A 26,138-nucleotide genomic window follows, 5' to 3' on the forward strand; every position below is an offset into this window, starting at 1 on the left:
CGGCCACCGGCCCGCGTTTCTAGAACACGTTCCACAGTAGCGGGACGCCCCCTGTCCGCGGGGTGAACTACGCGGGGTGAACTACGCGGGGTGAACGACCGGACCCGTGACACCCTCACGGCGGGCGGGCATGATCGCGGTGTGACGAGCAACCAGGTCGACCACACCGATGACGGCCACTACATCGTGGTCAAGGGACGACGCTGGCGGGCCACCGATCCGTCGATCCCCGACGCGCTGAAGACCGAGTTGGTCTCGGCGCTCATGACCGGCCGCCGACTCGTGAAGTCCGACGGCGACGCCGCCCGGGTAATGGTGCACGATGCCAAGGTGGCCCTGGGCGAGCGTGGCGACCCCTGGTGGGAGCCCACCGAGCAGGGCACACGGGACCGGTTGGCCGCGACCATGCGGACACTTCTGCGCTCCCGGGGCGGGAGTTCGATCTGCCCCAGCGACGCCGCCCGTACTGTCGGCGGCGACGACTGGCGAGAGCTCATGGCGACAGCGCGGGAGGTCGCGCTGGACCTGCGAGCGGACAGGGTGGTCGCCGTGACCCAGCGGGGCGAGGTCGTCTCCGGCACCGATCTGCGTGGGCCCATCCGCATCATCGCCGGGGCCGCGCTCGACTTCCGGCCGGGCCCGGACGGCAGCGCCACAGCGACGTGAAGCTACCAGCGGGTAACCCGCGCCGTGCCGCCATCCACTGCCTTGTACGATCAGGGTCGGTAGGAGACATTCACCTCATCGGCCCGTCCCCCTCTCATGGCGGGTCGTCCAATGGAAAGGCACACCCTTGCGCCGCACAGTGTTCAACGAAGACCACGAGGCCTTCCGCCAGACAATCCGCGCCTTCATCGAGGCCGAGGTGTCCCCGCACTTCCAGGAGTGGTTCGACGCGGGCATGGTGCCCCGTGAGTTCTACTACAAGCTCGCCGACCTCGGCGTCTTCGGCATCAACGTCGACGAGGAGTACGGCGGAGCCGGGATCGACTCGCACAAGTTCGAGGCCATCCAGTCCGAGGAGACCGCCCGCGCCGGCGTGAACTTCGGCGGGTCGGGTGTTCACGTCCTGCTTGGCCTGCCCTACATCAAGGCTCTGGCAACCGACGAGCAGAAGCAGCGGTACCTGCCCAAGTTCGTCTCCGGTGAGGAGATGTGGGCCCTGGCCATGACCGAGCCGGGGACCGGTTCGGACCTGGCGGGAATGAAGAGCACCGCCAAGCTCTCCGAGGACGGCACCCATTACGTCCTCAACGGCGCCAAGACCTTCATCACCGGAGGTGTCCACGCCGACCGCGTGATCGTCTGCGCCCGGACCGCTCCCCCCCGGGAGGACGACCGTCGCTTCGGGATCTCTCTCCTGGCCGTCGACACCTCGCTCGAGGGTTACTCCGTGGGACGCAAGCTGGACAAGGTCGGCCTGAGGACCTCCGACACCGCGGAACTGGCCTTCAGCGACGTCAAGGTCCCGGTGGAGGACCTGCTCGGCGAGGAGAACCGTGGCTTCTACTACCTCGGGCAGAACCTGCCGTCCGAGCGCTGGGGTATCGCCTACGGGGCGTACGCCCAGGCCGCTGCCGCCGTCCGCTTCGCCAAGGAGTACACCCAGCAGCGCACGGTCTTCGGCAAGGAGGTGGCTTCGTTCCAGAACACCAAGTTCGAGCTGGCCGCCTGCCAGGCCAAGGTCGACGCCGCGCAGGCCGTCGCCGACCGGGCGCTCGAGGCACTCGACGAGGGAGAGCTGACCGCGGCGGAGGCCGCATCCGCCAAGCTGTTCTGCACCGAAATCGCGGCCGAGGTCATCGACCGTTGTCTCCAGCTGCACGGAGGCTACGGGTTCATCAACGAGTACCCGATCGCCCGACTGTACACGGACAACCGGGTCAACCGGATCTACGGCGGGACCAACGAGGTCATGAAGACCATCATCGCCAAGGACATGGGACTGTAGCTCCCCCCGCAGGGACTCGCCGGTACGACGAGGCCCCCACCGCGCGACGCGGTGGGGGCCTCTGACCGGTTTCCGGCCGGCGCCGGATCAGTGCTTCTCGCGACCCCAGTGGTACTCGAAGACCAGCGCACAGGCGGTGATGATCAACGCGGTCGCGCCCGCGAGCAGGACCCACCAGTTCCAGAACGCCGCGCCGAAGCCGGTGATCATCACCGAGGCGGCGACGAAGAACGGCCAGAAGCTGTGCGGGCTGAAGAATCCGAGCTCGCCGGCGCCGTCCGAGATCTCCGCCTCCTCGTAGTCCTCGGGGAGCGTGCTGATGCGTCGCGCCACGAACCGGAGGTACCCGCCGATCAACAGGCACAGACCGGCGGAGAGCACCAGCGAGGTTGCGCCCACCCATTCGATACCGGTTCGCGAGGTGCCCGTGAGGTAGGTGTACGCGACCGCCAGGATGGCGAGGAAGACCACCAGTCCGTCGAAGATTCTTACTGTTGCGTTCATCGTGCAGGAGCCCTTCGCGTGATACCGGGAGAGACGTTAGTTAGCGGACGCGTTCTCGATGATGTTGTTCTGGTCGCGGGTATCGCTGCGGCCGGTCTTGAACGGCGCCGTGGAGGTGGAGTAGGGCGCCTCACCGATCGACGCGAGCGCCTCGGCGTTGGACGCGGTCGGGTTGTCCTGGCGGAACTGGATGTACTCCGCGAAGGCCTCCGGCGACACCGCCCTGAGCTCGAAGTTCATCATCGCGTGGTAGGCGCCGCACATCTCGGCGCATCGACCGACGAACGCACCCTCACGCTCGATCTCGGCGATCTGGAACATGCTCAGCTGCTGGTTCTGGCCCGGGTGGGGCATCACGTCGAGCTTGTAGATGAACTCGGGGATCCAGAAGGAGTGGATCACGTCGGCAGCCGCCAGGCGGAACTCGATTCGGGTTCCGGTCGGGAGGACGAGCACCGGGACCTCTTCCGAGGTTCCGACGGTCTCGATGTTGTTGAAGTGCAGGTACGACTTGTCCTCCGCCAGGCGACCGTGGATCGGACCGCCTGCGGCGGGCTCACCGTGGTGGCCGCGGGCCATGCGCTCCTCGTCGGACAGCACGCCGGCCTCCTCGGCAGCACGCTGGGCCTCCTCGTTGGTGCCGTCCTCGATGGACACGCCGGCGACGTCGACCTTGTTGTACCCGAACTTCCAGTTCCACTGGAAGGCGGTGACGTCCACCTTGACGCCGACCTCCTCCTCCGGTCGGAGGTCGAGGACCTTGTTCTGCGTGATGACGGTGAAGTAGAAGAGCACCGAGATGATCACGAACGGCACCGCGGTGTAGACCAGCTCGAGCGGGACGTTGTAGGCGGTCTGGCGCGGGAACTCGCCGTCGTCGTTCTTCCTCTTGCGGTGGAAGGCCATGGTCCAGAAGATGAGGCCCCACACGAAGAACCCGACGACAAGCGAGGTGATGACGGTGAGAGTCCAGAACTCCCTGATGGCGATGCCCTCGGGCGTGATCCCGTTGGGGAACCCGAAGTTCATGGTCTGGTTCCACCATTTGTTGTCGGTGTGGAGGCTGCAACCGGACAAAATCAAGCCCAATGTGCCGAGCGACACCGCGAGTGCAGCCCTGCGCGTCCGACGACGCCCGTCACGCTGTTCCACCATCACGCCTTCCTGATCAGCGGCACCGACCACGTGGCCGGGACACTTAGGAATCGTAGACCACGGCTCTCAGTTTGGAAGCCGCGGGTCCCGGCATTTCACCGATCCCACCCCTCCGCCGTCCGGCGCGGCGGGCGGGAGCCCCGGGACCAGTAGTATTCGAACCCATCGTGGCCCGCAGACGCGGGTTCTCCCCCACCCCCGACGACGATCGACGAGGTACCCGACGAATGTGTGGCCTGCTTGGTCTGCTCACCCCCGACGGCTCCGCCCGCGCCCAGGAATCGAGGGTTCTGGGCGCGATGGGGTGCCAGCGTCACCGCGGTCCGGACGAGGTGGGGACCTGGGTCGACGACGACCTGGCGTTCGGCTTCAACCGTCTGTCGATCATCGACATCGCGCATTCACACCAGCCGCTGCGCTGGGGTCCGCCCGAGGCCCCCGACCGCTACGCCCTGACGTTCAACGGGGAGATCTACAACTACGTCGAACTCCGTGCGCAGCTGCGTGAGGAGTTCGGTGCCGAGTTCCGGACCGAGGGCGACGGGGAGCCGATCGTGGTGGCGTTCCACCACTGGGGCCCCGCCGCCGTCCGCCGGCTCCGCGGGATGTTCGCCTTCGCGATCTGGGACACCGTCGAACGCACCCTCTTCGTGGCCCGCGACCCCTTCGGGATCAAGCCCCTCTACATGGCGACCGGTCCCGGGGGTACCGCGTTCGCGAGCGAGAAGAAGTCGATCACCGAACTGATCGACCTCCTCGCCGTCGACACCTCTCTCGACACCCGCGCCCTACAGCACTACGTCACCCTCCAGTACGTCCCCGAGGACGAGACGCTGACGCGCGGTGTCCGGCGGTTGGAGTCCGGATGCCACGCCACCCTCTCCCCCGGAACCGCCCCCGTGATCGAGCGGTACTTCGAGCCGACGTTCCCCGTGGCGCCCATCGCCGACGGTGACGCCGAGCGCCGCTACGAGGAGATCGCGGTGGCTCTGGAGGACTCCGTCGCCAAGCACATGCGTGCTGACGTCACCGTGGGGTCTTTCCTGTCCGGCGGTATCGACTCCACCGCCATCGCCGCCCTGGCGCGGCGTCACAACGAGAACCTCCTCACCTTCACCACCGGTTTCGAGCGGGAGGGCTACTCGGAGGTGGACGTGGCCGCGGAGTCCGCGGCGGCGATCGGTGTGGAGCACATCGTCAAGGTGGTCTCGCCGGAGGAGTTCGCCGCCGCGATCCCGGAGATCATCTGGTACCTCGACGAGCCCGTCGCCGATCCGGCGCTGGTGCCCCTGTACTTCGTCGCCCGCGAAGCCCGCAAGCACGTCAAGGTGGTGCTGTCCGGCGAGGGGGCCGACGAGCTATTCGGCGGGTACACCATCTACAAGGAGCCGCTGTCCCTGGCGCCGTTCGAGAAGGTACCCGGCGGCCTGCGCCGGGCCCTCGGGCGGGTGAGCGCCCGAATCCCCGAGGGCACCCGCGGCAAGAGCCTGTTGCACCGCGGATCCATGACCCTCGAGGACCGCTACTACGGCAACGCGCGCTCGTTCTCGGAGGACCAGGTCCGCTCGGTCCTCACCGACTACCGGGCCGAATGGGGCCACCAGGACGTCACGGGCCCCATCTACGAGCGTTCGCGCGGCTGGGACCCCGTCGCCCGCATGCAGCACCTGGACCTGTTCACGTGGCTGCGCGGCGACATCCTGGTCAAGGCCGACCGGATGACCATGGCCAACTCGCTCGAGCTGCGCGTGCCGTTCCTCGACCGCGAGGTCTACGAGGTGGCCTCCCGCCTGCCGTACACGGAGAAGGTCGCTCACGGGACCACCAAGTACGCGCTCCGCAAGGCGCTCGAGCGGATCGTGCCGGCGCACGTGCTGCACCGGAAGAAGCTCGGCTTCCCGGTCCCGACCCGGCACTGGCTGGCCGGACCGGAGCTGCACGACTGGGCGCGCGCGCAGGTCCTGGCCTCGGGCACCGACGAGTTCGTAGACAAGGCCGCCGTGATGCGCATGCTCGACGAGCACCGACGTGGCGAGTCCGACCACAGCCGCCGGATCTGGACGATGCTGTGCTTCATGATCTGGCACGGCATCTTCGTGGAGGGGCGCATCACCCCGGACATCGAACAGCAGGACTACCCCGTGCGCCTCTAGCCCGAGCCGACCCCGCGGCCAGCCGGATCCGAACTCAAGCCCCCGCAGGCCCGACCCATCGAGAAGAGCGTTCCGCACACACCCTCTCGGGGAATGCGTGCGGAACGCTCTTCTCGTCGGGGGTTGGTCGCTGGTGGGTCGTTTGACGCCGGCTCGGCGGTAAGCGACCCGGGCGGGATCAGGCGGGCAGCAGCGCCGCGAGCTCCTCGGCGGCCTCGTCCCCGTAGGCATCGGCGAGTCGCCGGCGCGCAGCGGTGGGGTCGATGCTCCACTCCTGGGTGCCGGTGGTCTCCAGCACGTGGGTGGCGATGAGAGCACCGAACTGGGCCGAACGCTCCAGCGAGAGGCCGTCGACCACACCGCTGAGGAAGCCCGCGCGGAACGCGTCGCCGACGCCCGTGGGGTCGAGCAGGTGGTCCGAGGGCACGATGCCCACCTCGAGGGGCTCGGCGCCCTTCTCCACGATCACCACGCTCTTGCCTCCGCGGGTGGTGATGCGGGTACCGACCTTGTCGTCCAGTTCCTCGGCCGTCCACCCGGTCTTGCTCAGCAGCAGTTCGTACTCGTACTCGTTGGTGAACAGGTACCGGGCGCCGTCGACCAGCGCTGCGGCCGCCTCCCCGTCGAGGAACGCCAGCTGCTGGGAGGGGTCGGCCGCGAAGTCGAGCCCGAGTTCGCGGCACTCCGCCGTGTGGGAGTTCATCGCGGTCGGGTCGTTGGCGCCGATGAGCACGATCTCGGGCCGGCCGATGCGGTCGACCAGGCGGGCCAGGGAGATGGTGGCCGCCTCCCCCATCGCTCCCGGGTAGAACGAGGCGAGCTGGGCCATGTCCGAGTCGGTGGTGCACACGAACCGTGCGGTGTGCAGGGCGGAGCTGATGTGGACGGCCGAGGTGTCCACGCCGTGCCTCTCCAGCCAGTCGCGGTACTCGGCGAAGTCCTCACCAGCGGCGCCGACCAGGTAAGGACGGCGGCCGAGTACTCCGAGCGCGAACGCGATGTTGCCACCCACCCCGCCGCGGCGGATCTGGAGGGAGTCCACCAGGAAGCTCAGCGACACGTGGGCGAGCTGGTCCGGCAGGAGCTGCTCGGAGAACCGACCCGAGAAGGTCATGAGGTGGTCGGTGGCGATGGAACCCGTGATGACTACTGACATGCCCCAGACAGTAGACGACCCGGGCCGATCAGCGATCGGCCCGGGTCGTCAGTGCCCCGGGAATGCCACGGGGGTGTCCCCGGTGAACTCAGTTGAACGAATCACCGCAGGCGCACGAGCCGGTGGCCTGGGGGTTATCGATCGTGAAGCCCTGCTTCTCGATGGTGTCGACGAAGTCGATCGACGCACCGCTCAGGTAGGGCACGCTCATCCGGTCGACGGCGAGCTTGATTCCGCCGAAGTCGTCGACGACGTCGCCGTCGAGCGAGCGGTCGTCGAAGAAGAGCTGGTAGCGAAGACCGGCACATCCACCGGGCTGGACGGCGATGCGCAGCGCCAGATCGTCACGGCCTTCCTGGTCGAGGAGCGCCTTGGCCTTCGAGGCGGCGGCGTCGGTGAGCAGCACACCGGTGGCGGTGGTCTCCGTGGAGGTGTTCTCCGCAGTGGTCATGTCGGTTCTCCTTGCGATCCGAGAGGGTCTTCGGTGGCGTCCTACGGTGGTGCAACGTCCACCGGGGAGGTCTCTATTCCCCGGACGCCGCGTCGCCTGACACGATACGCCTGCGAGGAGTGACGGGTGAATGTCCTCGGTCCGGCCCGATCGCCTAGCCTGGGTACGTGAAGTTGCGTGCATTCGGGTCCAGTAAAGACGACTCCGGCAAGAGTTCCGCAGGTACCGACTCCGGCGCGGAGTCCTCGTCCGGCGTGGCCCCGTCCGATACCGCGGCCGGTGCTGCGTCTCCGGCAGGGGACGCCCGGCGACCCGCGGGCAAGGGTAAGCCCACCCCCAGGCGGAGGGACCAGGAGCGCGCGCGGGGTCTGCGGACGGGGCCCGTCACGGCGCCCGTCACCCGCAAGGAGGCCAAGGAGCGCCGGAAGGCCGCCCGGGCGAACATGTCCAAGGACGAGCGCAGAGCCTCCAAAGCAGAGGACCGGGCCGCCCGTGAGGAGCGCCGTCAGCTCATGATGGCCGGCGACGACCGTTACGTGCTCTCGCGCGACCGCGGCGAGGTCCGTCGCTTCGCCCGCGACTGGGTGGACACCCACCGGCGCCTGATCAACTTCTTCATGCCGCTCGCGCTGTTCGTGATCATCTTCCAGCTGATCCCCAACCCCGCCTTGATGTTCTACAGCCAGAACCTGTTCCTCATCCTGATCGTGGTCGTGGTGGTGGACGGCGTCCTGCTCGGGCGCAAGGTCAACAGTGTCGTCCGCGAGCGGTTCCCGGACACCGAGGACACCGGATTCGGCATGGGGTGGTACGCGGTGATGCGGGCGACCCAGCCGCGGATGCTCCGCACCCCACGCCCGAGGGTCCGTCCCGGCGACTCCATCTGACCTACTGCTGACCTGACGGACGGCTGATCCCACCGACAGCCGACCTGACCGACGATCCACGGAAGGCCTTCGAACGCCATGCGCCTGCTCGTCCTCGGCGGCACCCGCTCGGGCAAGTCCGCCCACGCCGAGTCGGTCGCCGCCACCACCGGTGCGAGCGTGGTGTACGTGGCCACCGCGCGACCGGACCACGACGATGTGGAGATGACCGCCAGGATCACCGCACACCGGGACCGCAGACCCGCCGAATGGTCCATCGAGGAGACCGACGAGATCTCGCGGGTGTTCACCGAGAATCCGGATGACACGGTCCTCGTCGACGACCTCGGAGGCTGGCTGACCCGCAGGATGGACGCCACCCGCGGATGGACCGACGGCGGGGCGGCCGTGGGCCGCGAGGTCGACTCGCTCGTCTCCGCGGTCGCCGCCCATGCCGGTTCGCTGATCCTCGTGTCACCCGAGGTCGGCCTCGGAGTCGTGCCCGACACGCTCTCCGGGCGCCTCTTCTCTGACCTGCTCGGTTCGCTCAACCGGCGGCTGGCCGACGTGTGCGACTCGGCCGTCCTCGTCGTCGCCGGCCGGGTCCTGACACTCTCTGACCCCGGGACCCCCGCCGCGCCGACGTACGCCCCCGGGGACCATCCCGCGCCGGTCCCCGCAGCACCACTCCCCACCTCCGCGGTCCCTGCCGTGCAGCGAGCAACCGAACCCCCACCCGCTCCGGAGGCCCGGTCCGGGGCCGAGCCGGTGGTCGCGGCGGGAGTCGCGGCGGAGGTCGACCCCGGGCCGGTGGACTTCCCCGGCCTCGCGGACGTCGAGCACTACGACGACCCGGTGACGTTCCCCCCGATCCACCCGCCCTCCTACACCGTGGCGGACGAGGCGCGCGCCCGTCAGCTCGAATTGACCAAGCCGTCGGGTTCGCTCGGTCGGCTGGAGGAGATCGGGGTGTGGATCTCGGCGTGCCAGGAGACGTGCCCGCCCCGTCCTCTCGACCGAGCCCGGGTCGTGGTGTTCGCCGGCGATCACGGTGTGGCCACGAACGGGGTCTCCGCCTTCCCGCAGGAGGTCACCCTGCAGATGGCCGACAACATCGTGGGCGGTGGCGCGGCCGTGTCCGTTCTCGCCCGCGCGGCGCGGGCGACGGTCCGGGTGGCCGACATGTCCATGGCCGCGGAACGACCCGGGGGGTTGGACGACCACAAGATCCGACGCTCGAGCGGGTCGATCGATCGCGAGGACGCGCTGAGCCCCGACGAGGTCCGGGCGGCGATCGCGGCAGGCCGCAGGATCGCCGACGAGGAGGTCGACTCGGGCGCGGATCTGCTCATCGCGGGTGATCTCGGCATCGGCAACACCACGCCGGCGACGGTGATCACCTGCCTCGTCACCGGTCGCGAGCCGGTCGAGTTGGTCGGCCGTGGCACCGGGATCGACGACGTCGGGTGGATGCGCAAGACCGCCGCGATCCGTGACGCGATGTTCCGGGCGTCCGGTGACCTCCGCGACCCGGTGGGCATGCTCCGCCGGGTCGCGGGCGCCGACCTCGCCGCGATGGCGGGATTCCTCGCCCAGGCCGCGGTCCGCAAGACCCCCTGCATCCTCGACGGGTCGGTGGTCACGGCGGCGGCACTGCTCGCCGAGGCCCTGGCACCCGGGGCACGCCAGTGGTGGGTCGCTGGCCACCGGAGCGCCGAGCCGGCCCATTCCGCCGCGCTGACCTACCTCTCGCTCGAGCCGATCCTCGAGCATTCCATGCGTCTGGGCGAGGGCAGCGGGGCCGTCGCCGCGCTGCCCACCGTCCACGCCGCGATCGCGGTCCTCACGGAGATGGCGACCTTCGCCGACGCCGGGGTCAGCGGCAAGGCCTGACGTGTTCGACGCGGTCCGCCTCTCGCTGTCCTGGATGACGGTGCTGCCCGTGGCTGGTCCGGGTCGACCCGTGGGGCCGGGTCCGTCCGAGGCCGGTCGGGCGATGACCGCCCTGCCGGTGGTCGGGCTCGTCTGCGGGGTGCTCGCCACCGCGACCGCCCACGGGGCACACGTGCTCGGGGCGGGCTCCGTCCTCTCCGGCGTGGTGGGGATCGCCGCGGTGCTGGCGTTGACCCGTGCGATGCACGTGGACGCACTGGCCGACACCGCGGACGGCCTCGGCTCGTACGCCGGGCCCGAGCGGGCGCTGGAGATCATGCGCTCCGGGACGATGGGGCCGATGGGCGGCGCGGTCCTGGTCCTCGTCCTGCTCGCCGAGGTCGCCGCTCTCGGCGCGCTGGTCGCCTCGGGCGCGTGGTTGGCCCCGATCGCGGCCTTCGTCCTGTCCCGTTGCCTGCCGGTGGTACAGCTACGACGAGGGATCCCCGCGGCGACCACGTCGGGTTTCGGTGCGCTGGTGGCCGGGTCGCAGTCCCGGCCGGCGGTGGTGGCCGTCGGTCTGATCTGCGCCGCGGCAGGCGCCGGCCTGGCCGGGTCGGGAGGGACGGTGGCGTGGTGGGCACCGTTCATCGGGGCGGCGATCGGCCTGGCCCTCTACGCTGCCGCCGCGGGCTTCGCTCGACATGCCGTCCGTCGGCTCGGCGGCGTCAACGGGGACATCCTGGGGGCGGGGATCGAGGCGGGCACGGCCGCAGCGCTGGTCATCGCCGTCATCCTGGCCTGACACGCGTCACCGAGAGGCCCGCGCGTCAACGAGAAGAGCGTTCCGCACACCCCCTACTCGAGAAACGTGTGCGGAACACTCTCCGCGATGGAACTACGGAGCGGTCAGGCGGAGAGGTCAGGCGAGAGTGGTCATCCACCCGAAGGTGTCGTCCACGGAACCGCGCTGGATCCCGGTGAGGGTCTCGCGCAGACGCATGGTGATCTCGCCGGGCCCGCCGTCGCCGACCGTGTACCCGCCCTCGGCGTGCTTGACCGAGCCCACCGGGGTGATCACGGCTGCGGTGCCGCAGGCGAACACCTCGGTGATCTCCCCGGAGGCCACCCCGGCCTCCCACTCGTCCACCGAGACTTTCCGCTCGGCGACGGGATAACCGAGGTGGCGTGCCAGCCGGATGAGACTGTCGCGGGTCACACCGGGCAGCAGAGAACCGGACAGCTCCGGGGTGACGATCTCCGCCGAGTCGCCGGTGCCGAGGATGAAGAACAGGTTCATCCCGCCCATCTCCTCGACGTACCTCCGCTCGATGGCGTCCAGCCAGACCACCTGGTCGCAGCCCTCGGCGGCGGCCTGCTCCTGGGCGCGCAGCGACGCCGCATAGTTCCCCCCGAACTTCGCCGCGCCGGTTCCACCCGGGCTGGCGCGCACGTACTCGGTGCTCAGCCACACGCTCACCGGGGCCACTCCGCGCGAGAAATAGGCGCCGGCGGGAGAGGCGATGACCGAGTAGAGGTACTCATCGGCCGGGCGCACACCGAGGCCGGTCTCCGTCGCGATCATGAACGGGCGCAGGTAGAGCGCCTCCTCCCCGCCGGCGGCGGGAACCCAGTCGCGGTCGATCGCCACGAGCTGCCGGAGGGACTCCATGAACAGCTCCTCGGGCAGCGTCGGCATGGCCAGACGCTGCGCGGACCGGTTGAAGCGCGCCGCGTTCTGCTCCGGGCGGAAGGAGGCGATGGAGTCATCGGCCTGCCGGTACGCCTTGAGCCCCTCGAAGATCGTCTGGGCGTAATGCAGCACCACCGCGGAGGGGTCGATCGACAGCGGGGCGTAGGCCTCGACCGTCGGGGTACCCCACGACCCGTCGGAGTACGGGAGGGTGACCATGTGGTCGGTGAAGTGCTTTCCGAAGCCGGGAGCCGCGAGGATGGCTTCGCGCTCGGCGGCCGTCCTCGGAGTGGCCGAGGGGCGGATGTCGAACTGGGACATGGTGTCTCGCTTAAGTGAGAAGGGGCGGGTCAGCGGGTGCGGATCTCGACGAGCGGGGGTACCGCGAGGCGGCACGGTACCTCTCGCCCCCGTACGTCGACGACGACCTCGTCGCCCTTCTTCACCCCGGCGTCCAGCTCGACGAACGCCAGCCCGATCCCGGTCTTCAGGGTCGGCGAGAACGTGCCGGAGCTCGTGACGCCCACGTCGCGTCCGCCGGCCCGCACGGTCTGGCCGGCGCGTAGCACGCCGCGGCCGGTGACCTCGAGCGCGTACATGCGCCGGGCGGGCCCGGCCTCCTTCTGACGCAGCAGCTCCTCGCGCCCCCAGAAGGACGGCTTGTCCCACCCGATGGCCCACGCACAGCGGGCTTCGAGCGGACTGAGGTCGAGGGACAGCTCGTGCCCGTGCAGCGGGTAACCGGCCTCGGTGCGCAGCGAGTCGCGGGCACCCAGACCGCACAGCGCACCCTCGCGCGCGAGGGCCTGCTCGGCGAGCGCGTCCCAGACGGGACCGGCCTGGTCCCAGGCGGGCAGGACCTCGAAGCCGTACTCGCCCGTGTACCCGGTGCGGCAGACCCGGACGGACTGCCCGTTCCAGTCGGCGTCGACGTAGGCCATGTAGTCCAGGTCGACGGGCAGGCCGACCGCGGTGAGGACCTCACCGGCGAGCGGGCCCTGCACGGCGATCACGGCGCGGGAGCGGTGCTCGTCGGTGACGTCGACCTCTGGCGCCCGCTCGGCCGCTGCTGCCTGCATCCGGCGCACCACCTCGGCGGTGTTGGCGGCGTTGGGGATGAGAAAGACCTCTTCGTCGGAGACGCGGTAGGCGATGAGGTCGTCGACGACTCCCCCGGACTCGTCGCAGCACAGGGTGTACTGGGCGCTGCCCGCCGAGATGCGGTCGAGGTCATTGGTGAGGCAGGTGTTGACGAACTCGGCGGCTCCGGGACCGGTCACGAGCGCCTTGCCGAGGTGGCTGACGTCGAACAGTCCGACCGTGGTGCGGGTGGCGGTGTGCTCGGCGACAGTGCCCGAGTACTGGACGGGCATCGACCAGCCACCGAAGGGGGCGAACGTGGCACCGGCCTCCACGTGGCGGGAGTGCAGCGGCCCCTCGTAGAGGTCCCCGGTGTCTGTCATGTCGCCACTCCTCGCGCTCTCCAGTACGGCTGTGCCTCCACGGTAGTCGATAGACTATGGTGCCCTGGCCGTGGCGGTCCCGCCACGTCATCAGGGCATCCGACACGTCCCGTACGTCCACGCCGAACGCCAGGAGTGCTTCATGCCCACCGCGCAGTCGATCCTCACCCACAGCCCGGACCTCGCCGTGATCGAGGCCGTCACGACGCCTGTCGAGTCCGAGGTGGTGGTGGTCGGTATCGCCGCGGACGCGGCGTCCGGGAACGGCGGCGGCGCGGCGAAAGCAGCCCCCGTCGTCGTCGCCCCGGGTCTCGACGGCGACTCGACCGCGGCGCTCGCAGATCTGGCCCACTCCGTCGGCGCCTCCACCAAGGTCGGGTCCACCACCCGCGTCCCGGCACCGGAGGGCGTCCCGGGTCGGTCCGTGGTGCTCGTCGGCCTCGGGTCCTCCGACGACGAGGTCGGCGACGAGACGCTGCGCCGGGCGGCCGGCGCCGCCGCGCGCGCGTGCCGCGGCCTGGGTGCCGCGTTGGTCCTGCTCGACGTCGAGCGCGCCGAGGCCGTCGCGCTCGGGGCGGCGCTGGGATCGTTCCGTCCGGCCAAGGTCACCGCGAAGGATGACGGCGACGACGAGAAGGCGGACTCCGTCAAGGTGCTCGTCGCGGAGGGCGGCGCGGACGCGGTGACCCGCGCCGCGACGATCGCGGAGTGCGTGGGCCTGGCTCGCGACCTGGTCAACACCCCGCCCAACCTGCTCTTCCCCGGCTCCTTCGCGGACCGCGCGGCCGAACTCGCCGCCGACGCGGGCCTCGAGGTGGAGGTCCTGGACGAGTCCGCTCTCGCGGAGGGCGGCTTCGGCGGCATCCTGGCGGTGGGCGGTGGGTCGTCCCGCGGGCCGCGACTGGTCCGTCTCACCCACCGCGGGGCCGAGGGGCGACCCACGGTCGCGTTGGTCGGAAAGGGCGTCACGTTCGACACCGGCGGCATCTCCATCAAGCCGGCAGCGGGGATGGAGCAGATGACCATGGACATGGGCGGAGCGGCCGCCGTCGTCGCGACCGTCATCCTCGCCGCCCGGCTCGAGCTGGACCTCACCGTGGTGGCCACCGTGCCGATGGCCGAGAACATGCCGTCCTCGACCGCGTACCGCCCCGGTGACGTGCTGACCATGTACGGCGGGACCACCGTCGAGGTACAGAACACCGACGCCGAGGGTCGGCTGATCCTCGCCGACGCCATCGTTCGCGCGTGCGAGGACTCTCCGTCCCACCTCATCGACACCGCGACGCTCACCGGCGCGCAGATGGTGGCGTTGGGCAAGAAGACCCCGGGTGTCATGGGCACCGAGGACTTCCGCGACCGGGTGGCCGAGCTCAGCCGGGGCGTCGGTGAGGGCGGGTGGCCGATGCCCCTGCCCGAGGAGCTGCGTGACGGATTGGACTCCGAGGTCGCCGACCTCACCAACGTGACCCCGCATCGTTGGGGTGGCATGCTCTCCGCGGGCCTGTTCCTCAAGGAATTCGTCGCCGAGGGCGTCGAGTGGGTCCACATCGACGTGGCCGGCCCGGCGTATAACGACGGCGGCGCCGAGGGGTACCTGCCCAAGGGGGGGACCGGGGTGCCCGTGCGGACGATGCTCGCGGTCCTGGAGGACATCGCCGCACCGTGACGTGCGCTCGGCGAATCCACCGCGGTTCGCGAACATCGTCCGCACGGTTCATGCAGGACGGGGTGCGGTCATACCACCGGTTCGAGCACCCCGTCCGGGACCGCCTGCACCTCCACGGACGCTGACGCGTTGCCGAACCCGGGATTGCCGGCCGTGGCGAACCAGTCCCGGGCGACGGTGATGTCGTCGGTGAAGGCGCGGCTCAGGATGAGCAGCAACCGGGCCTTCTGTGGCAGCAACTCGTTGCCGGAGATCATTCCCGCAGCTCTGGTGGGGCCGACCGTCCCGGAGCCGGTGCGGCTGGTGGAGACGAACCACACCCCTTGGGTGATGGCATCGCGACGAGCCTGGCCCGCCGCCGAGGAGATGCCGCCCGCACCGGTCCCGGCGGTGACGATTCCGGTTGCCCCGCCGGTGACCATTCCCCGGATCGCGTCCCCGGAGGCCTCCTGGTAGTTGTAGAAGATCTCCACCTTGGGCAGATCACCTGCTGAGATCTCCGACAGGTCGAAGGGCGTGAGCCAGCGGTCGGACTGGCAGTCGAGCACTCGTGACGGTCCGCGCGGGAGACTGATCCGATCGCCGTCGATCCACCCGAGGACGCCGACTCTCCGGGATTCGAACGTGTCGGTCCGCATGGTGTTGCCCTTGGTGACGTCGCGTGCCGCGTGGATCTCGTCGTTGAGCATCAGCACGGTGCCGAAGCAGTAGGTCTGCTGAGATGCTGCGAGCCGGATCGACTGGACCAGGTTGGCGGGACCGTCACTGCCGAACACCGGGTCGACATCCGGGGTCGGGCCGGCAGCCCACGGACGCATCGCACCTGTGATGAATACTGGCTTCTTGCTCTGGACAGTGACATCGAGCCAGTACCCGAACTCCTCCATGGTGTCGGTTCCGGTGGTCACCACGACGGCATCCGAGTTCGCGAGTGCTCGTTCGACCGCCAGGGTCAGCTCGCGATACTGCGCGATGGTGTAACCGCCCGAGCCGGCGTTACCGAACTGCACGATGTCCACGTTGGCCATCTGATCGATGGCCGGGGCGATCTCGGGGATGAGCTCGGCCATCGGATACGTTCCGGCGCGGTAGTTCGAGTACGAGTCCTGCGTGGTCGCCCGGCCGGCGAGGGTGCCGCCGGTTGCCACGACCGTCACGGTGGGCAGGGTGGGATCGCCGTCATCAATCGGCTCGGTCGGATCCGGAGCGGGCTCGGTCGGATCGGGCTGAGCGGGGGTGCCGGGTGCGTCCGGGGAAGGACTGCCCGTGCTCGCCCCGAGACTCCCGGCGGCGAGGCTGTCAAGCGGAGATCCCGCCGCTGTGCTGGGCAGCCCGGTGGCCGGGAGCCCGGCGCAGGACAGAGCAGCCACGAACGCTCGTGCCCTGCGGCGGGGTGTCATCTAGAGCATGTGTGCTCATTTCTCTGAGGGGAAGGGAGACCCGGCCGCTCGACCTGCGATCAACAGATCGTCCGAGCGGCCCCAGACACCCTCTCGCCCTGCTGTTTCGAGCAGATTTCCGGCGACCCCCTCAATGTGTCGACGCCGTCACGCGTGGATTACGTACTGGCTCCGGGCCTGTGGTCCGCAGCGCCGGGGGACATCGACGCGTCCGAGCGCGAGTCCGTGTCAGCTCCCGTCGGCTCCGCGCATCTGTTCGCGGAGCCGACGGGCCCTCTCCTTGCGTTCGCGCGAGATGCGGACTTCCTCGAACAGCCGCATCCGGTCCGGGTAGCCGGTCTCCATCGCGTCGTACAGGGGGATCCCCAGCTCGTCGGCGAGCTTGCGCGCGGTGGCCACGTCTCCCACCGGGCGACGCGTCCACTCGCCGTCGAAGGCGACCAGGAGGAGCCCGGGCACCGACACGAGCGTCTCGGGTTCGAGGTAGGCCTCGATCCCCACTCGCGTCTCGCACCACGAACGGAAGTGGGCGAGGTCGGCCGGATCCGCCGGGATACGCGTCTGCCGCCGCCGGAAAAGATCGCGGATCGCCACTGTCGGACTCCTCCCGTCGGCCCCCCGTCCGGGGTGGGGCCGTCTCTGAAACCCGATCGTACCGACCGTCAGCACCGGTGATGGCGTGGCCGCCGGCCGGTCGAGGCGTCCGCTGACGCCGGGATCGGAGCGTCCGACGACACCGGCAGGTGGCACAGGGCACAATGGTTGGCGATCGTCCGGATTGACCGCCACAGCGGTTCTCTCCCGGGTCGTCGAAGAACTGACAGCTCACCATCACGCCGCCGCTCACGCGGGCGCGGATCGCGCCGGCGGGCAGCGCCCACAACTCTTGAGGAGTCACGACACCATGGCCTTCTCCGTACAGATGCCGGCTCTCGGTGAATCCGTCAGCGAGGGCACCGTCACCCGCTGGCTCAAGAAGGAGGGGGACACGGTCGAGGTCGACGAGCCGTTGCTCGAGGTCTCCACCGACAAGGTCGACACCGAGATCCCGTCGCCCGCCGCGGGCACCCTGGACAAGATCGTCGCCGACGAGGACGAGACCATCGAGATCGGCGGAGAGCTCGCGATCATCGACGACGGTTCCGGTGGAGCCGACGACGAGTCGGATGACGACGCCTCCGACAACGCCGATCAGGACGACGACGAGGCGGACGACTCAGCCGACGAGCCCGCGCCCAGCTCGTCCTCCGGCAGCAAGGGCTCCGGCAAGAAGGGCTCCGGCGGCAAGGGCACCGAGGTCACCATGCCCGAACTCGGCGAATCCGTCACCGAGGGCACCATCACCAACTGGCTCAAGGCCGTCGGCGACACCGTCGAGGTCGACGAGCCCCTGCTCGAGGTCTCCACCGACAAGGTCGACACCGAGATCCCCTCCCCCGTCGCCGGCACCATCCAGAAGATCGTCGCCGACGAGGACGAGACCGTCGAGGTCGGCGCGGTCCTCGCCGTCATCGGAGACGCAGACGCCTCCGACCAGGACGACGAGCCCGAGGATGAGGGCACATCCGACGCCGCGGAGTCCGCCCGGCCGGATGACGCCCCCGCGCAGGCGGAGGGTGACGCCACCGATGCGGCCGGTGCCGCCGAGCAGGATGATGCGGCGGGCCACACCCCGGAGACCGAGAAGAAGGCTGCGGACAAGGCGGCCGCGAAGGCCGAGAAGTCCACGGGGGCCGATGACAGCGAGAAGGCGTCGGGTGCAGACCGTGAGCGGGCCGAACCGGCGCAGGCCGCCAAGTCCGGCACCTCGCCGTCCCCCACACCGTTGGTACGCACGCTCGCAGAGGAGAAGGGTGTCAACCTCGACTCCGTCGAGGGTTCCGGGGCGAGTGGGCGCATCCGCAAACAGGACGTCCTCGCCGCGGCCGGAGAGAAGGGCGGCGACAAGGGCAGCGACAAGGCCGACGCCCCTGACTCGTCGACCGGGTCGTCCCCGTACGTCACACCGCTCGTGCGCAAGCTCGCGCAGGAGCACGGCGTGGACCTCGATTCCGTCAAGGGCACCGGGATCGGTGGGCGCATCCGCAAGCAGGACGTCCTCGCCGCGGCCGAGGGGGGCGCGGACACCGGCGCGGAGAAGAAGACCCCGGCGGGCGGCCCGTCCACGGCCGGGGTCCGGCCGGAACTGGCGGAGCTGCGCGGGACCACCAAGAAGGCCAACCGGATCCGCAAGATCACCGCCAAGAAGACCCGGGAGTCGCTCCAGACCAGCGCACAGCTCACCCAGGTCTTCGAGGTGGACATGAGTCGCGTCGCGCAGCTGAGGGCACGGACGAAGAGCCAGTTCGCGGACACCCACGGCGTCAAGCTCACCTACCTGCCGTTCTACGCCAAGGCGGTGGTCGAGGCGCTGGTCTCGCACCCGAACGTCAACGCGTCGTACGACGAGGACAGCAACGAGATCACGTACCACGGGTCCGTGAACCTCGGTATCGCCGTGGACACCGAGGCGGGGCTGCTCTCACCGGTCATCCGCGACGCCCAGGACCTGGACATCCCCGGTCTCGCCAAGGCGATCATCGACCTGGCGGAGCGGGCGCGGGCCTCCAAGCTGACCCCGGACGACCTCCAGGGCGGCACGTTCACCATCACCAACATCGGAAGCGAGGGTGCGCTGTTCGACACCCCGATCCTCGTGCCACCGCAGGCCGCGATGCTGGGGACCGGTGCGATCGTCCGGCGCCCCGTGGTGGACGTCGACGACGACGGCGAGTCGATCGCCATCAGGTCCATGGGGTACCTCCCCCTGACCTACGATCACCGCCTCATCGACGGTGCCGACGCCGGCCGGTTCCTCACCACGGTCAAGGACCGTCTCCAGAGGGCCGAGTTCGAGGGGGACCTCGCGCTGTAGGTCCCGACGAACGAACGACGGGCGCCCTCCCCCGGGAGGGCGCCCGTCCTCGTCGTCAGGGCAACCCGCCTAGAGTGGTCGCCATGTCGCACACCGGTCAGTCCCTGCGCCGCGATCCGGTCCAGCCGGAGATCCGCCGACTCGGGACCGTCGAGTACACCCCCACCTGGGAGCTGCAACGGACGCTGGCCGAAGAAAGGGCCGAGGGCATCCGGGGGGACACGATCCTGCTCCTGGAGCACCCGGCAACGTACACCGCCGGCAAGCGCACGGAGCCGGCGGACCGCCCGGTCGACGGGACCCCCGTCGTCGACGTGGACCGGGGTGGCCGGATCACCTGGCACGGGCCCGGGCAGTTGGTCGGGTACCCGATCATCGCGTTGTCGGATCCCATCGACGTGGTCGAGTACGTACGCCGCGTGGAGCAGGCCCTCATCACCACCTGCGCCCGGATGGGGGTGGAGGTCGACCGCGTGGACGGCCGGTCCGGCGTGTGGTGCCCGGCCGGCGACGGGCGGCCGGAGCGCAAGATCGCGGCCATCGGGATCCGCGTGCAACGCGGTGTGACGATGCACGGTTTCGCCCTCAACTGCGACTGTGATCTCGGCGCCTACTCGCGGATCGTCCCCTGCGGGATCGTCGACGCCGGGGTCACCTCCCTCTCGGCGGAACTGGGCCGGGTGGTGCCGGTGTCAGAGGTCCTGGACCAGGTCACCTCCGACGTGGTGGAGGCACTCGACGGCCGACTGCCCGTGCAGTAAATCGAGAGTAGGCTTGCGGCCGTGACTGTGACTCCTGAAGGCCGCAAACTGCTCCGCATCGAGGCCCGTAACGCCGAGACGCCGATCGAGCGGAAGCCGTCGTGGATCCGGACCCGGGCGACCATGGGGCCCGAGTACAAGGAACTCAAGAGCCTCGTCAAGACCGGTGGTCTGCACACGGTGTGCGAGGAGGCCGGGTGTCCCAACATCTACGAATGTTGGGAGGACCGCGAGGCCACGTTCCTCATCGGCGGCGAGCAGTGCACGCGCCGGTGCGACTTCTGCCAGATCGACACGGGCAAGCCGAGCGCCCTGGATCGCGATGAGCCGCGACGGGTGGCTGAGTCGGTCCGCGAGATGGGTCTGCGCTACTCCACCATCACCGGGGTCGCCCGCGACGATCTGCCTGACGGCGGAGCCTGGCTGTACGCGGAGACGGTCCGCAAGATCCACGAGTTCAACCCGAACACCGGGGTGGAGAACCTGATCCCCGACTTCAACGGGGACCCGGACCAGCTCGCGGAGGTCTTCGAGTCGCGGCCCGAGGTGCTCGCACACAACCTGGAGACGGTCCCCCGGATCTTCAAGCGCATCCGGCCGGCCTTCCGGTTCGACCGGTCGCTCGGTGTGATCCGCGCGGCCCGCGACTTCGGGTTGGTCACCAAGTCCAACCTCATCCTCGGGATGGGCGAGACCACCGAGGAGATCGTCGACGCGATGGTCGACCTGCACTCCGCGGGATGCGACATCCTCACCATCACGCAGTACCTCCGGCCGAGCCCGCTGCATCACCCGATCGACCGCTGGGTGAAGCCCGAAGAATTCGTGGAGTTGTCCGAGCAGGCGCGCGAGATCGGCTTCGCCGGGGTGATGGCCGGGCCGCTGGTCCGGTCCTCGTACCGGGCCGGGCGCCTCTACGTCCAGGCGCTCGAGCACCGCGGCCAGGCGGTTCCGGAGCACCTCACGCATCTGACCTCCGGTGGCGCCGCCTCGCAGGAGGCCTCTTCCGTCCTGGCACGCAGCCTGGCCTGAGCCTCCACGCGGGCGACCGCGGTTCCCGGGCGGAGGTGCCCGCCACGTATCCTGAACGGCATGGCGAAGAGCGAGGTCAGCAAGGCGGACAAGAAGGCGGCCCGGGCTGCACGGCGGCAGGCGAGCAAGGCACAGCGCGGCCAGATGTGGCAGGCGTTGAAGATCCAGTCCAAGCAGGACAAACTGCTGTGGCCTCTGATGATCTGCGCGTTGATCCTGTCCGCCGTGGCGTTCTTCCTCCTGGGTTCGCTGTGGGGTGGCCAGTGGTGGATGCTCCCGCTGGGTGTGCTCACCGGACTGATGCTGGCGATGGTTATCTTCTCCCGCCGCGTCCAGAACACGGTGTTCGCCAAGGCCGAGGGCCAGCCCGGTGCGGCGGCGTGGGCACTGGACCAGCTCCGATCCGGGTGGCGGGTCAACCAGGCGGTCGCCGCGACCACCAGCTTCGACGCGGTCCACCGCGTGGTCGGCCGCTGCGGGATCGTCCTCGTGGGCGAGGGGCAGCCCCACCGGCTCAAGCCACTCATGCTGCAGGAGAAGAAGAAGGTCGCCCGCGTCGTCGGCGACACCCCGATCTACGAGTTGATCGTGGGTGACGAGGAGGGGACGACCCCCGAGCAGGTCCCGCTGCGCAAGCTCAACCGCCGCCTGACCCGGTACCCGATGAACATCAACCGCGCGAAGGTCGACGCCCTGGACACCAGGCTGCGTGCGCTGGGGACCAAGACCGGCATCCAGAACCAGATGCCCAAGGGTCCGCTCCCCCAGGGCGCGAAGGTCCGGAACATGCAGCGCAGCGCCCGCCGTCGGGGCTGATCCCGTTAACCGCGCCCGGATCATGCGTTCTGTTCAGCGCGTCCGGATCAGGGCCGTGCCCGTGGCCCTGTCATGCAGACCGCGACCGTCCTCGTCCTGAACGAGGGGCGGGATCAGGAAGAACACGAAGAACACCCGGACTATGGCGCGAATGAGCCCGACCCGGTCCTCGGCGTCGATCCGGGCGGTTCCGATTCCGAAGAGTGCCTGCCCGGGGGTCTGCGCGAAGAGCCAGACGCACACCACCCCGGACACTCCCCAGAGCAGCGGGGTCGCCCAGCTGGCCACAGCAGAGAACGTCTCACCGCCGAGAAGCCCCGCCCCACCGAGTGAGACCACGAGTCCGACGAACCCGTAGGCGAGAAACCAGTCGACCAGGAGCGCACCCAGTCGTACCCCCAGGGGCGCGAGGGACCCCTCGCCGTGTTCGGGCAACCCGAGACGCTCACCCTTGTACGCCTGCTCCGGTTCGTTGCCGGACGACGTCGGGCCTGACAGCCATGATCCTGCAATTTCTCGCATGCTCCCAGGGTAACCGGGGCCCGGATGATCCCCGTATCGGTATTCCCTCACGAAGGATGACTAGGCTGACCCCCATGGGAGGGACGGCACCCGGCAGGTCTCTGTAACACCGCCGAAACATTCGGTTGACGGCCGGGCAACACCCCGCCCATATCGTGAGGTCACCGCACGACGGGCGGCACCGGTTGCCTGTCGCACAGAGAGACGAGGAGCGACATCGTGGCATTCTCCACTCCGGACGAGGTCATCAAGTTCATCAAGGACGAGGGCGTCGAGTACGTCGACATCCGGTTCACCGACTTGCCGGGCAACGAGCAGCACTTCACGATCGCCGCTGCAGCGTTCGACGAGGATCTGTTCGAGGACGGCCTGGCGTTCGACGGCTCCTCGATCCGGGGCTTCCAGTCGATCCACGAGTCCGACATGATGCTCCTCCCGGACGTCGCCACGGCGCGGCTCGACCCCTTCCGTAGGGCCAAGACCCTCAACATCAGCTGCTTCGTCCACGACCCGTTCACCCGCGAGGCCTACAGCCGCGACCCCCGCAACGTCGCCCGCAAGGCCGAGGAGTACCTGGTCTCCACGGGTATCGCCGACACCTGCTTCTTCGGTGCCGAGGCCGAGTTCTTCGTCTTCGACTCCGTCCGGTACGGCTCGGGCACCAACCACGGCTTCTACGAGGTCGACTCCAGCGCCGGCAACTGGAACACCGGCTCCGGCCAGGAGGCCGACGGGTCGCCCAACCTCGGGTACAAGGTCCGCGAGAAGGGCGGTTACTTCCCCGTCGCCCCGTACGACCACTTCGTCGACCTGCGCGACGAGATGTCGACCAACCTCACCAACGCCGGGTTCGAGCTCGAGCGCTTCCACCACGAGGTGGCCGGTGCGCAGCAGGAGATCAACTACAAGTTCAACACCCTGCTCCGCGCCGCCGACGACGTCCAGCTCTTCAAGTACATCGTCAAGAACACCGCGTGGAAGAACGGCAAGTCCGCGACCTTCATGCCGAAGCCGCTCTTCGGTGACAACGGTTCGGGCATGCACGCCCACCAGTCGCTGTGGAAGGACGGCAAGCCGCTGTTCCACGACGAGTCCGGGTACGCGGGACTGTCCGACGTCGCCCGCTACTACATCGGCGGCATCCTGCACCATGCTCCGTCACTGCTGGCGTTCACCAACCCCACGATCAACTCGTATCACCGCCTGGTCCCGGGTTACGAGGCGCCGATCAACCTCGTGTACTCGCAGCGCAACCGTTCCGCTTGCGTCCGCATCCCGATCACGGGCAACAACCCCAAGGCCAAGCGCATCGAGTTCCGCTGCCCCGACTCCTCCGGCAACCCGTACTTCGCGTTCGCCGCGATGATGATGGCCGGTATCGACGGGGTCAAGAACAAGATCGAGCCGATGGCCCCGGTGGACAAGGACCTCTACGAGCTCCCGCCGGAGGAGGCCGCCGACATCCCGCAGGCGCCGACCTCGCTGCCAGCGGTCATCGACCGTCTCGAGCAGGATCACGAGTACCTCACCGAGGGCGGCGTGTTCACCGAGGACCTCATCGAGAACTGGATCACGTACAAGCGTGAGAAGGAGATCGCCCCGGTCAACCTCCGTCCGCACCCGCACGAGTTCGAGCTCTACTACGACTGCTGATCCGAGGGTGTACACACACGATCTCTGATCATCGAAGCGGCGGCTGTGCTGCGGAGACGGTTCCCACCGTCTTCCAGCGTCAGCCGCCGTTCTTCGTTTCACACGAGGTCCCCGAAGAAGGCCGAAGCGCGTCAGCGTGTCGGGCAGGCGACTCATCCGGGCCGGTGTTCGGCCTCCCCTACGCCTGGTGATCCGGGGTGTCAGCGAGACGGATCAGGGTCTGGCAGCCGGTCGCGACATGAACACGCCTGCCGGCCTCGAGGGTGAAGGCCTCCAGTCGGCACACCGTGAGAGTGCGGCCACTTCTGATCACCTCAGCTTCGGCGACAAGGAACTCGCCCACGGCCGGCGCCAGCAGGTTCACGGTGAAGTCGACCGTCAGGATTGAGTCTCCGCGTGTGTACGTCGACAGGCCCGCATAGCCGCCCGCGGTGAGAAGCTGTCCGCGACGTGGTCGGCGAGTTCAGCGGTGATGTTCTCGGAGGTGTCCATTGTCTTCCTTCGATCAGAGAATCACGGGCGCGCGCGTCGCCGGCGCGCAGCCGGTCTGGTGCGCCGGGGTCGCGCTAGAGCATCGGGTGCCGCGGGGTCTGCGTCCCCGGTATGGGTACAGGATCAAGGGATTGCCACGCCTCGCGAAGAATGCTGACTCCGCGTTCGAGCTGGTCGGTCCCCGCGGTGAAGGGCACACGGATGAATCGCTCGCGCGCGCCATCGATTCCGAACCGAGGCCCGGCGGTGATGCGGACTCCTCGGGGTTGGCAGGCAGATGCCAGCGCTGAGCTGAGAGGTGCGCCGAGTTCGACCCACAATGCCAGTCCGCCATGAACCTCGGGGATGCGCCAGTCGGGGAGGCTGGTTCGCAGTAGTGAGACCAGGAGGTCCCGGCCAGCTCTCAGTTGATCAGCGCGGCGGGTCAGCAGCAGGTCGTAGCGTTCAAGGACCTCGGTGGCGATGAGCTGTTCGATGACGGGTGTGCCGAGGTCGTCCGCGGGCCTCCGGGTGATCAGTCGGCTGATCATGGCGGGCTCCGCGCGAATCCAGCCGACTCGCAGGCCGCCCCAGATGGTCTTGCTGAGCGATCCCACGCACACCAGCGTGTCGGCGTCTCGCGTGGTGGTCAGCGAGGGGAACGCCGGCGGGCTGTCGGGTCTGTCGATGTCGAGGTCGGCCGTTGTCTCATCGATCAGCACCAGGGCCCCGTTGCGGCGGGCACTTGCGATCACCCGCTCGCGTTGCTCGGCATGCATCGAGGAGCCGGTGGGATTGTGGAAGTCGGGGATGAGGTAGACCAGTTCGGGACGCACGCGCTCGATGGCGCTGACCAGGTGGTCGATGTCCCACCCGGTCGTGGTCACCGGGGTACTGACGAGTCGCCCGCCGGCGTTGCCGAGCGCCTCGTAGGCGTGCGGGTACGTCGGGGACTCGATCAGAACTCGATCGCCGTGCCGCAGCACCGTCCTCGCGGTCAGGGCTATGGCGTTCTGGGCACCGAGGGTGATCAAAATCTGATCGGGTGTGGTCGGGGCGCCGTGCTCGGTGTAGCGGGCGGCAATCGATTCACGCAGGCGCTGCTGGCCGATGAGGTCGAATCCGGAGTGTTCGAGCACGGTCGACGCCCGGCCGGCCACGGCGCGGACGATCTCGTCGAGGCCGGCCACCGGGGCCGGGACTGATCGTGCGAAGTCGACCTCGAGCACGGTCCGGCCGGGGAGCCACGGCGGAAGGACCAGGACACTCCCCGACCCCCTCATGCTGATCAGGTGTCCGCTCTCGCGCAGTGCCCGGTAGGCCGCGACGATAGTAGTGCGACTGCGGCCCAGCTCATCGGCCAGTTCACGCTCGGCGGGCAGCCGAGTGTGAGTGGCGAGTCGACCATCGGCCAAGAGCAGTCTGATTCGGGCGCCCAGGGCCGCATAGACCGGTTCGGCCGATTCCCACTCGCCCAGTAGCGCCGCGAGTTGTCTGGCGCCGATTCGGGAGCGGGCCATCGGTCGTCTCGTCACCCGCCGGCGAGGGGGTGTCGACGTCATCGTGCTCGACCGTCATCCATCCGAGCACCCTCCTGGGATGTCCGGCCGGCCCAGGCCGCAGGGTCGCCGCCCCA

General features: G+C 69.1%; 23 protein-coding genes. 12 read left to right on the plus strand and 11 right to left on the minus strand.

The features are described 5' to 3' along the window. Window positions 1-141 precede the first annotated feature (141 nt). Both H483_RS22775 and H483_RS22780 read left to right on the plus strand, forming a co-directional pair. Window positions 142-666, plus strand: a complete 525-nt coding sequence (locus H483_RS22775; RefSeq protein WP_031264479.1) for a DUF3253 domain-containing protein — start codon at window positions 142-144, stop codon at window positions 664-666. 127 nt (window positions 667-793) lie between these two features. Continuing rightward, complete coding sequence (locus tag H483_RS22780) at window positions 794-1,951, plus strand: acyl-CoA dehydrogenase family protein (protein ID WP_031264480.1); 1,158 nt, start codon at window positions 794-796, stop codon at window positions 1,949-1,951. 87 nt (window positions 1,952-2,038) lie between these two features. On the opposite strand, the gene H483_RS22785 is transcribed toward H483_RS22780, so the two are convergent. Together H483_RS22785 and H483_RS22790 are read right to left on the minus strand one after the other, a co-directional pair. Further along, window positions 2,039-2,455, minus strand: a complete 417-nt coding sequence (locus tag H483_RS22785; RefSeq protein WP_031264481.1) for a cytochrome c oxidase subunit 4 — start codon at window positions 2,453-2,455, stop codon at window positions 2,039-2,041. 36 nt (window positions 2,456-2,491) lie between these two features. Then, window positions 2,492-3,610: a cytochrome c oxidase subunit II gene (locus H483_RS22790; protein WP_081615074.1), complete on the minus strand. Its 1,119-nt coding sequence runs from the start codon at window positions 3,608-3,610 to the stop codon at window positions 2,492-2,494. 227 nt (window positions 3,611-3,837) lie between these two features. Here H483_RS22790 and asnB point away from each other — a divergent pair, with 227 nt between their 5' ends. Further along, window positions 3,838-5,763: an asparagine synthase (glutamine-hydrolyzing) gene (gene asnB / locus H483_RS22795; RefSeq protein ID WP_017835568.1), complete on the plus strand. Its 1,926-nt coding sequence runs from the start codon at window positions 3,838-3,840 to the stop codon at window positions 5,761-5,763. 178 nt (window positions 5,764-5,941) lie between these two features. Here asnB and H483_RS22800 read toward each other — a convergent pair whose 3' ends face one another. Further along, entirely contained in the window at window positions 5,942-6,919 is a 978-nt protein-coding gene (locus H483_RS22800; RefSeq protein WP_017835569.1) for a carbohydrate kinase family protein, read from the minus strand. 88 nt (window positions 6,920-7,007) lie between these two features. Next, window positions 7,008-7,370: an iron-sulfur cluster assembly accessory protein gene (locus H483_RS22805; protein ID WP_017835570.1), complete on the minus strand. Its 363-nt coding sequence runs from the start codon at window positions 7,368-7,370 to the stop codon at window positions 7,008-7,010. A 167-nt stretch (window positions 7,371-7,537) separates the two neighbouring features. Between H483_RS22805 and H483_RS22810 the strand changes: the two genes are divergently transcribed. From H483_RS22810 to H483_RS22820, 3 genes are all read left to right on the plus strand, one after another. Then, window positions 7,538-8,257, plus strand: a complete 720-nt coding sequence (locus H483_RS22810; RefSeq protein ID WP_031264483.1) for a DUF3043 domain-containing protein — start codon at window positions 7,538-7,540, stop codon at window positions 8,255-8,257. 78 nt (window positions 8,258-8,335) lie between these two features. After that, window positions 8,336-10,129, plus strand: coding sequence for a nicotinate-nucleotide--dimethylbenzimidazole phosphoribosyltransferase (cobT, locus tag H483_RS22815; RefSeq protein ID WP_017835572.1), 1,794 nt, complete (start codon window positions 8,336-8,338; stop codon window positions 10,127-10,129). 1 nt (window position 10,130) lies between these two features. Continuing rightward, a complete protein-coding gene (locus H483_RS22820; protein ID WP_017835573.1) occupies window positions 10,131-10,913 on the plus strand; it encodes an adenosylcobinamide-GDP ribazoletransferase in 783 nt (260 codons plus the stop codon). A 117-nt stretch (window positions 10,914-11,030) separates the two neighbouring features. Here the strand turns inward: H483_RS22820 and H483_RS22825 are convergent, their stop codons facing one another. Together H483_RS22825 and gcvT are read right to left on the minus strand one after the other, a co-directional pair. Further along, the gene (locus H483_RS22825) at window positions 11,031-12,122 is read right to left on the minus strand and encodes a branched-chain amino acid aminotransferase (RefSeq protein WP_017835574.1); all 1,092 of its coding nucleotides are present in this window, start codon (window positions 12,120-12,122) and stop codon (window positions 11,031-11,033) included. Window positions 12,123-12,151: 29 nt separating this feature from the next. Beyond that, window positions 12,152-13,264, minus strand: a complete 1,113-nt coding sequence (gene gcvT, locus H483_RS22830) for a glycine cleavage system aminomethyltransferase GcvT (protein ID WP_017835575.1) — start codon at window positions 13,262-13,264, stop codon at window positions 12,152-12,154. 142 nt (window positions 13,265-13,406) lie between these two features. Here gcvT and H483_RS22835 point away from each other — a divergent pair, with 142 nt between their 5' ends. Continuing rightward, window positions 13,407-14,933 (plus strand): leucyl aminopeptidase, encoded by a 1,527-nt coding sequence (locus H483_RS22835; RefSeq protein ID WP_017835576.1) that lies wholly within the window; start codon window positions 13,407-13,409, stop codon window positions 14,931-14,933. A 68-nt stretch (window positions 14,934-15,001) separates the two neighbouring features. Here H483_RS22835 and H483_RS22840 read toward each other — a convergent pair whose 3' ends face one another. Further along, the gene (locus tag H483_RS22840; protein WP_193746836.1) at window positions 15,002-16,303 is read right to left on the minus strand and encodes an asparaginase; all 1,302 of its coding nucleotides are present in this window, start codon (window positions 16,301-16,303) and stop codon (window positions 15,002-15,004) included. Between the two features lie 258 nt (window positions 16,304-16,561). After that, window positions 16,562-16,927 (minus strand): hypothetical protein, encoded by a 366-nt coding sequence (locus tag H483_RS22845; protein WP_017835578.1) that lies wholly within the window; start codon window positions 16,925-16,927, stop codon window positions 16,562-16,564. A gap of 310 nt (window positions 16,928-17,237) precedes the next feature. Here H483_RS22845 and sucB point away from each other — a divergent pair, with 310 nt between their 5' ends. From sucB to H483_RS22865, 4 genes are all read left to right on the plus strand, one after another. After that, the gene (gene sucB, locus H483_RS22850; RefSeq protein ID WP_017835579.1) at window positions 17,238-19,247 is read left to right on the plus strand and encodes a 2-oxoglutarate dehydrogenase, E2 component, dihydrolipoamide succinyltransferase; all 2,010 of its coding nucleotides are present in this window, start codon (window positions 17,238-17,240) and stop codon (window positions 19,245-19,247) included. 83 nt (window positions 19,248-19,330) lie between these two features. Continuing rightward, complete coding sequence (gene lipB, locus H483_RS22855; RefSeq protein ID WP_017835580.1) at window positions 19,331-20,008, plus strand: lipoyl(octanoyl) transferase LipB; 678 nt, start codon at window positions 19,331-19,333, stop codon at window positions 20,006-20,008. Window positions 20,009-20,029: 21 nt separating this feature from the next. Further along, window positions 20,030-21,040: a lipoyl synthase gene (gene lipA / locus H483_RS22860; RefSeq protein WP_031264487.1), complete on the plus strand. Its 1,011-nt coding sequence runs from the start codon at window positions 20,030-20,032 to the stop codon at window positions 21,038-21,040. Between the two features lie 60 nt (window positions 21,041-21,100). Then, window positions 21,101-21,856, plus strand: a complete 756-nt coding sequence (locus tag H483_RS22865; RefSeq protein ID WP_017835582.1) for a DUF4191 domain-containing protein — start codon at window positions 21,101-21,103, stop codon at window positions 21,854-21,856. A 33-nt stretch (window positions 21,857-21,889) separates the two neighbouring features. On the opposite strand, the gene H483_RS22870 is transcribed toward H483_RS22865, so the two are convergent. Then, window positions 21,890-22,378, minus strand: a complete 489-nt coding sequence (locus H483_RS22870; protein WP_017835583.1) for an RDD family protein — start codon at window positions 22,376-22,378, stop codon at window positions 21,890-21,892. Window positions 22,379-22,597: 219 nt separating this feature from the next. Here H483_RS22870 and glnA point away from each other — a divergent pair, with 219 nt between their 5' ends. Then, window positions 22,598-24,031 carry a type I glutamate--ammonia ligase gene (glnA, locus tag H483_RS22875; RefSeq protein ID WP_017835584.1) on the plus strand — a complete coding sequence of 478 codons (1,434 nt, stop codon included), beginning with the start codon at window positions 22,598-22,600 and terminating at the stop codon, window positions 24,029-24,031. Window positions 24,032-24,209: 178 nt separating this feature from the next. Here the strand turns inward: glnA and H483_RS0118995 are convergent, their stop codons facing one another. Then, window positions 24,210-24,443, minus strand: a complete 234-nt coding sequence (locus H483_RS0118995; protein ID WP_081615075.1) for a hotdog domain-containing protein — start codon at window positions 24,441-24,443, stop codon at window positions 24,210-24,212. A gap of 154 nt (window positions 24,444-24,597) precedes the next feature. Then, the gene (locus H483_RS22880; RefSeq protein WP_017835586.1) at window positions 24,598-26,022 is read right to left on the minus strand and encodes a PLP-dependent aminotransferase family protein; all 1,425 of its coding nucleotides are present in this window, start codon (window positions 26,020-26,022) and stop codon (window positions 24,598-24,600) included. Window positions 26,023-26,138: the final 116 nt, after the last annotated feature.

Source organism: Dietzia sp. UCD-THP (assembly GCF_000349585.1).
GTDB classification, from domain to species: domain Bacteria; phylum Actinomycetota; class Actinomycetes; order Mycobacteriales; family Mycobacteriaceae; genus Dietzia; species Dietzia natronolimnaea_A.

Excerpts from the sequence above, each read along its gene's own strand:
- H483_RS22785 (WP_031264481.1), bottom strand. The coding sequence starts at position 2,455 with ATGAACGCAACAGTAAGAATCTTCGACGGACTGGTGGTCTTCCTCGCC.
- H483_RS22790 (WP_081615074.1), bottom strand. The coding sequence starts at position 3,610 with ATGGTGGAACAGCGTGACGGGCGTCGTCGGACGCGCAGGGCTGCACTC.
- asnB (WP_017835568.1), top strand. The coding sequence starts at position 3,838 with ATGTGTGGCCTGCTTGGTCTGCTCACCCCCGACGGCTCCGCCCGCGCC.
- H483_RS22800 (WP_017835569.1), bottom strand. The coding sequence starts at position 6,919 with ATGTCAGTAGTCATCACGGGTTCCATCGCCACCGACCACCTCATGACC.
- H483_RS22805 (WP_017835570.1), bottom strand. The coding sequence starts at position 7,370 with ATGACCACTGCGGAGAACACCTCCACGGAGACCACCGCCACCGGTGTG.
- cobT (WP_017835572.1), top strand. The coding sequence starts at position 8,336 with ATGCGCCTGCTCGTCCTCGGCGGCACCCGCTCGGGCAAGTCCGCCCAC.
- H483_RS22825 (WP_017835574.1), bottom strand. The coding sequence starts at position 12,122 with ATGTCCCAGTTCGACATCCGCCCCTCGGCCACTCCGAGGACGGCCGCC.
- gcvT (WP_017835575.1), bottom strand. The coding sequence starts at position 13,264 with ATGACAGACACCGGGGACCTCTACGAGGGGCCGCTGCACTCCCGCCAC.
- H483_RS22835 (WP_017835576.1), top strand. The coding sequence starts at position 13,407 with ATGCCCACCGCGCAGTCGATCCTCACCCACAGCCCGGACCTCGCCGTG.
- sucB (WP_017835579.1), top strand. The coding sequence starts at position 17,238 with ATGGCCTTCTCCGTACAGATGCCGGCTCTCGGTGAATCCGTCAGCGAG.
- lipB (WP_017835580.1), top strand. The coding sequence starts at position 19,331 with ATGTCGCACACCGGTCAGTCCCTGCGCCGCGATCCGGTCCAGCCGGAG.
- H483_RS22865 (WP_017835582.1), top strand. The coding sequence starts at position 21,101 with ATGGCGAAGAGCGAGGTCAGCAAGGCGGACAAGAAGGCGGCCCGGGCT.
- H483_RS22870 (WP_017835583.1), bottom strand. The coding sequence starts at position 22,378 with ATGCGAGAAATTGCAGGATCATGGCTGTCAGGCCCGACGTCGTCCGGC.
- H483_RS22880 (WP_017835586.1), bottom strand. The coding sequence starts at position 26,022 with ATGGCCCGCTCCCGAATCGGCGCCAGACAACTCGCGGCGCTACTGGGC.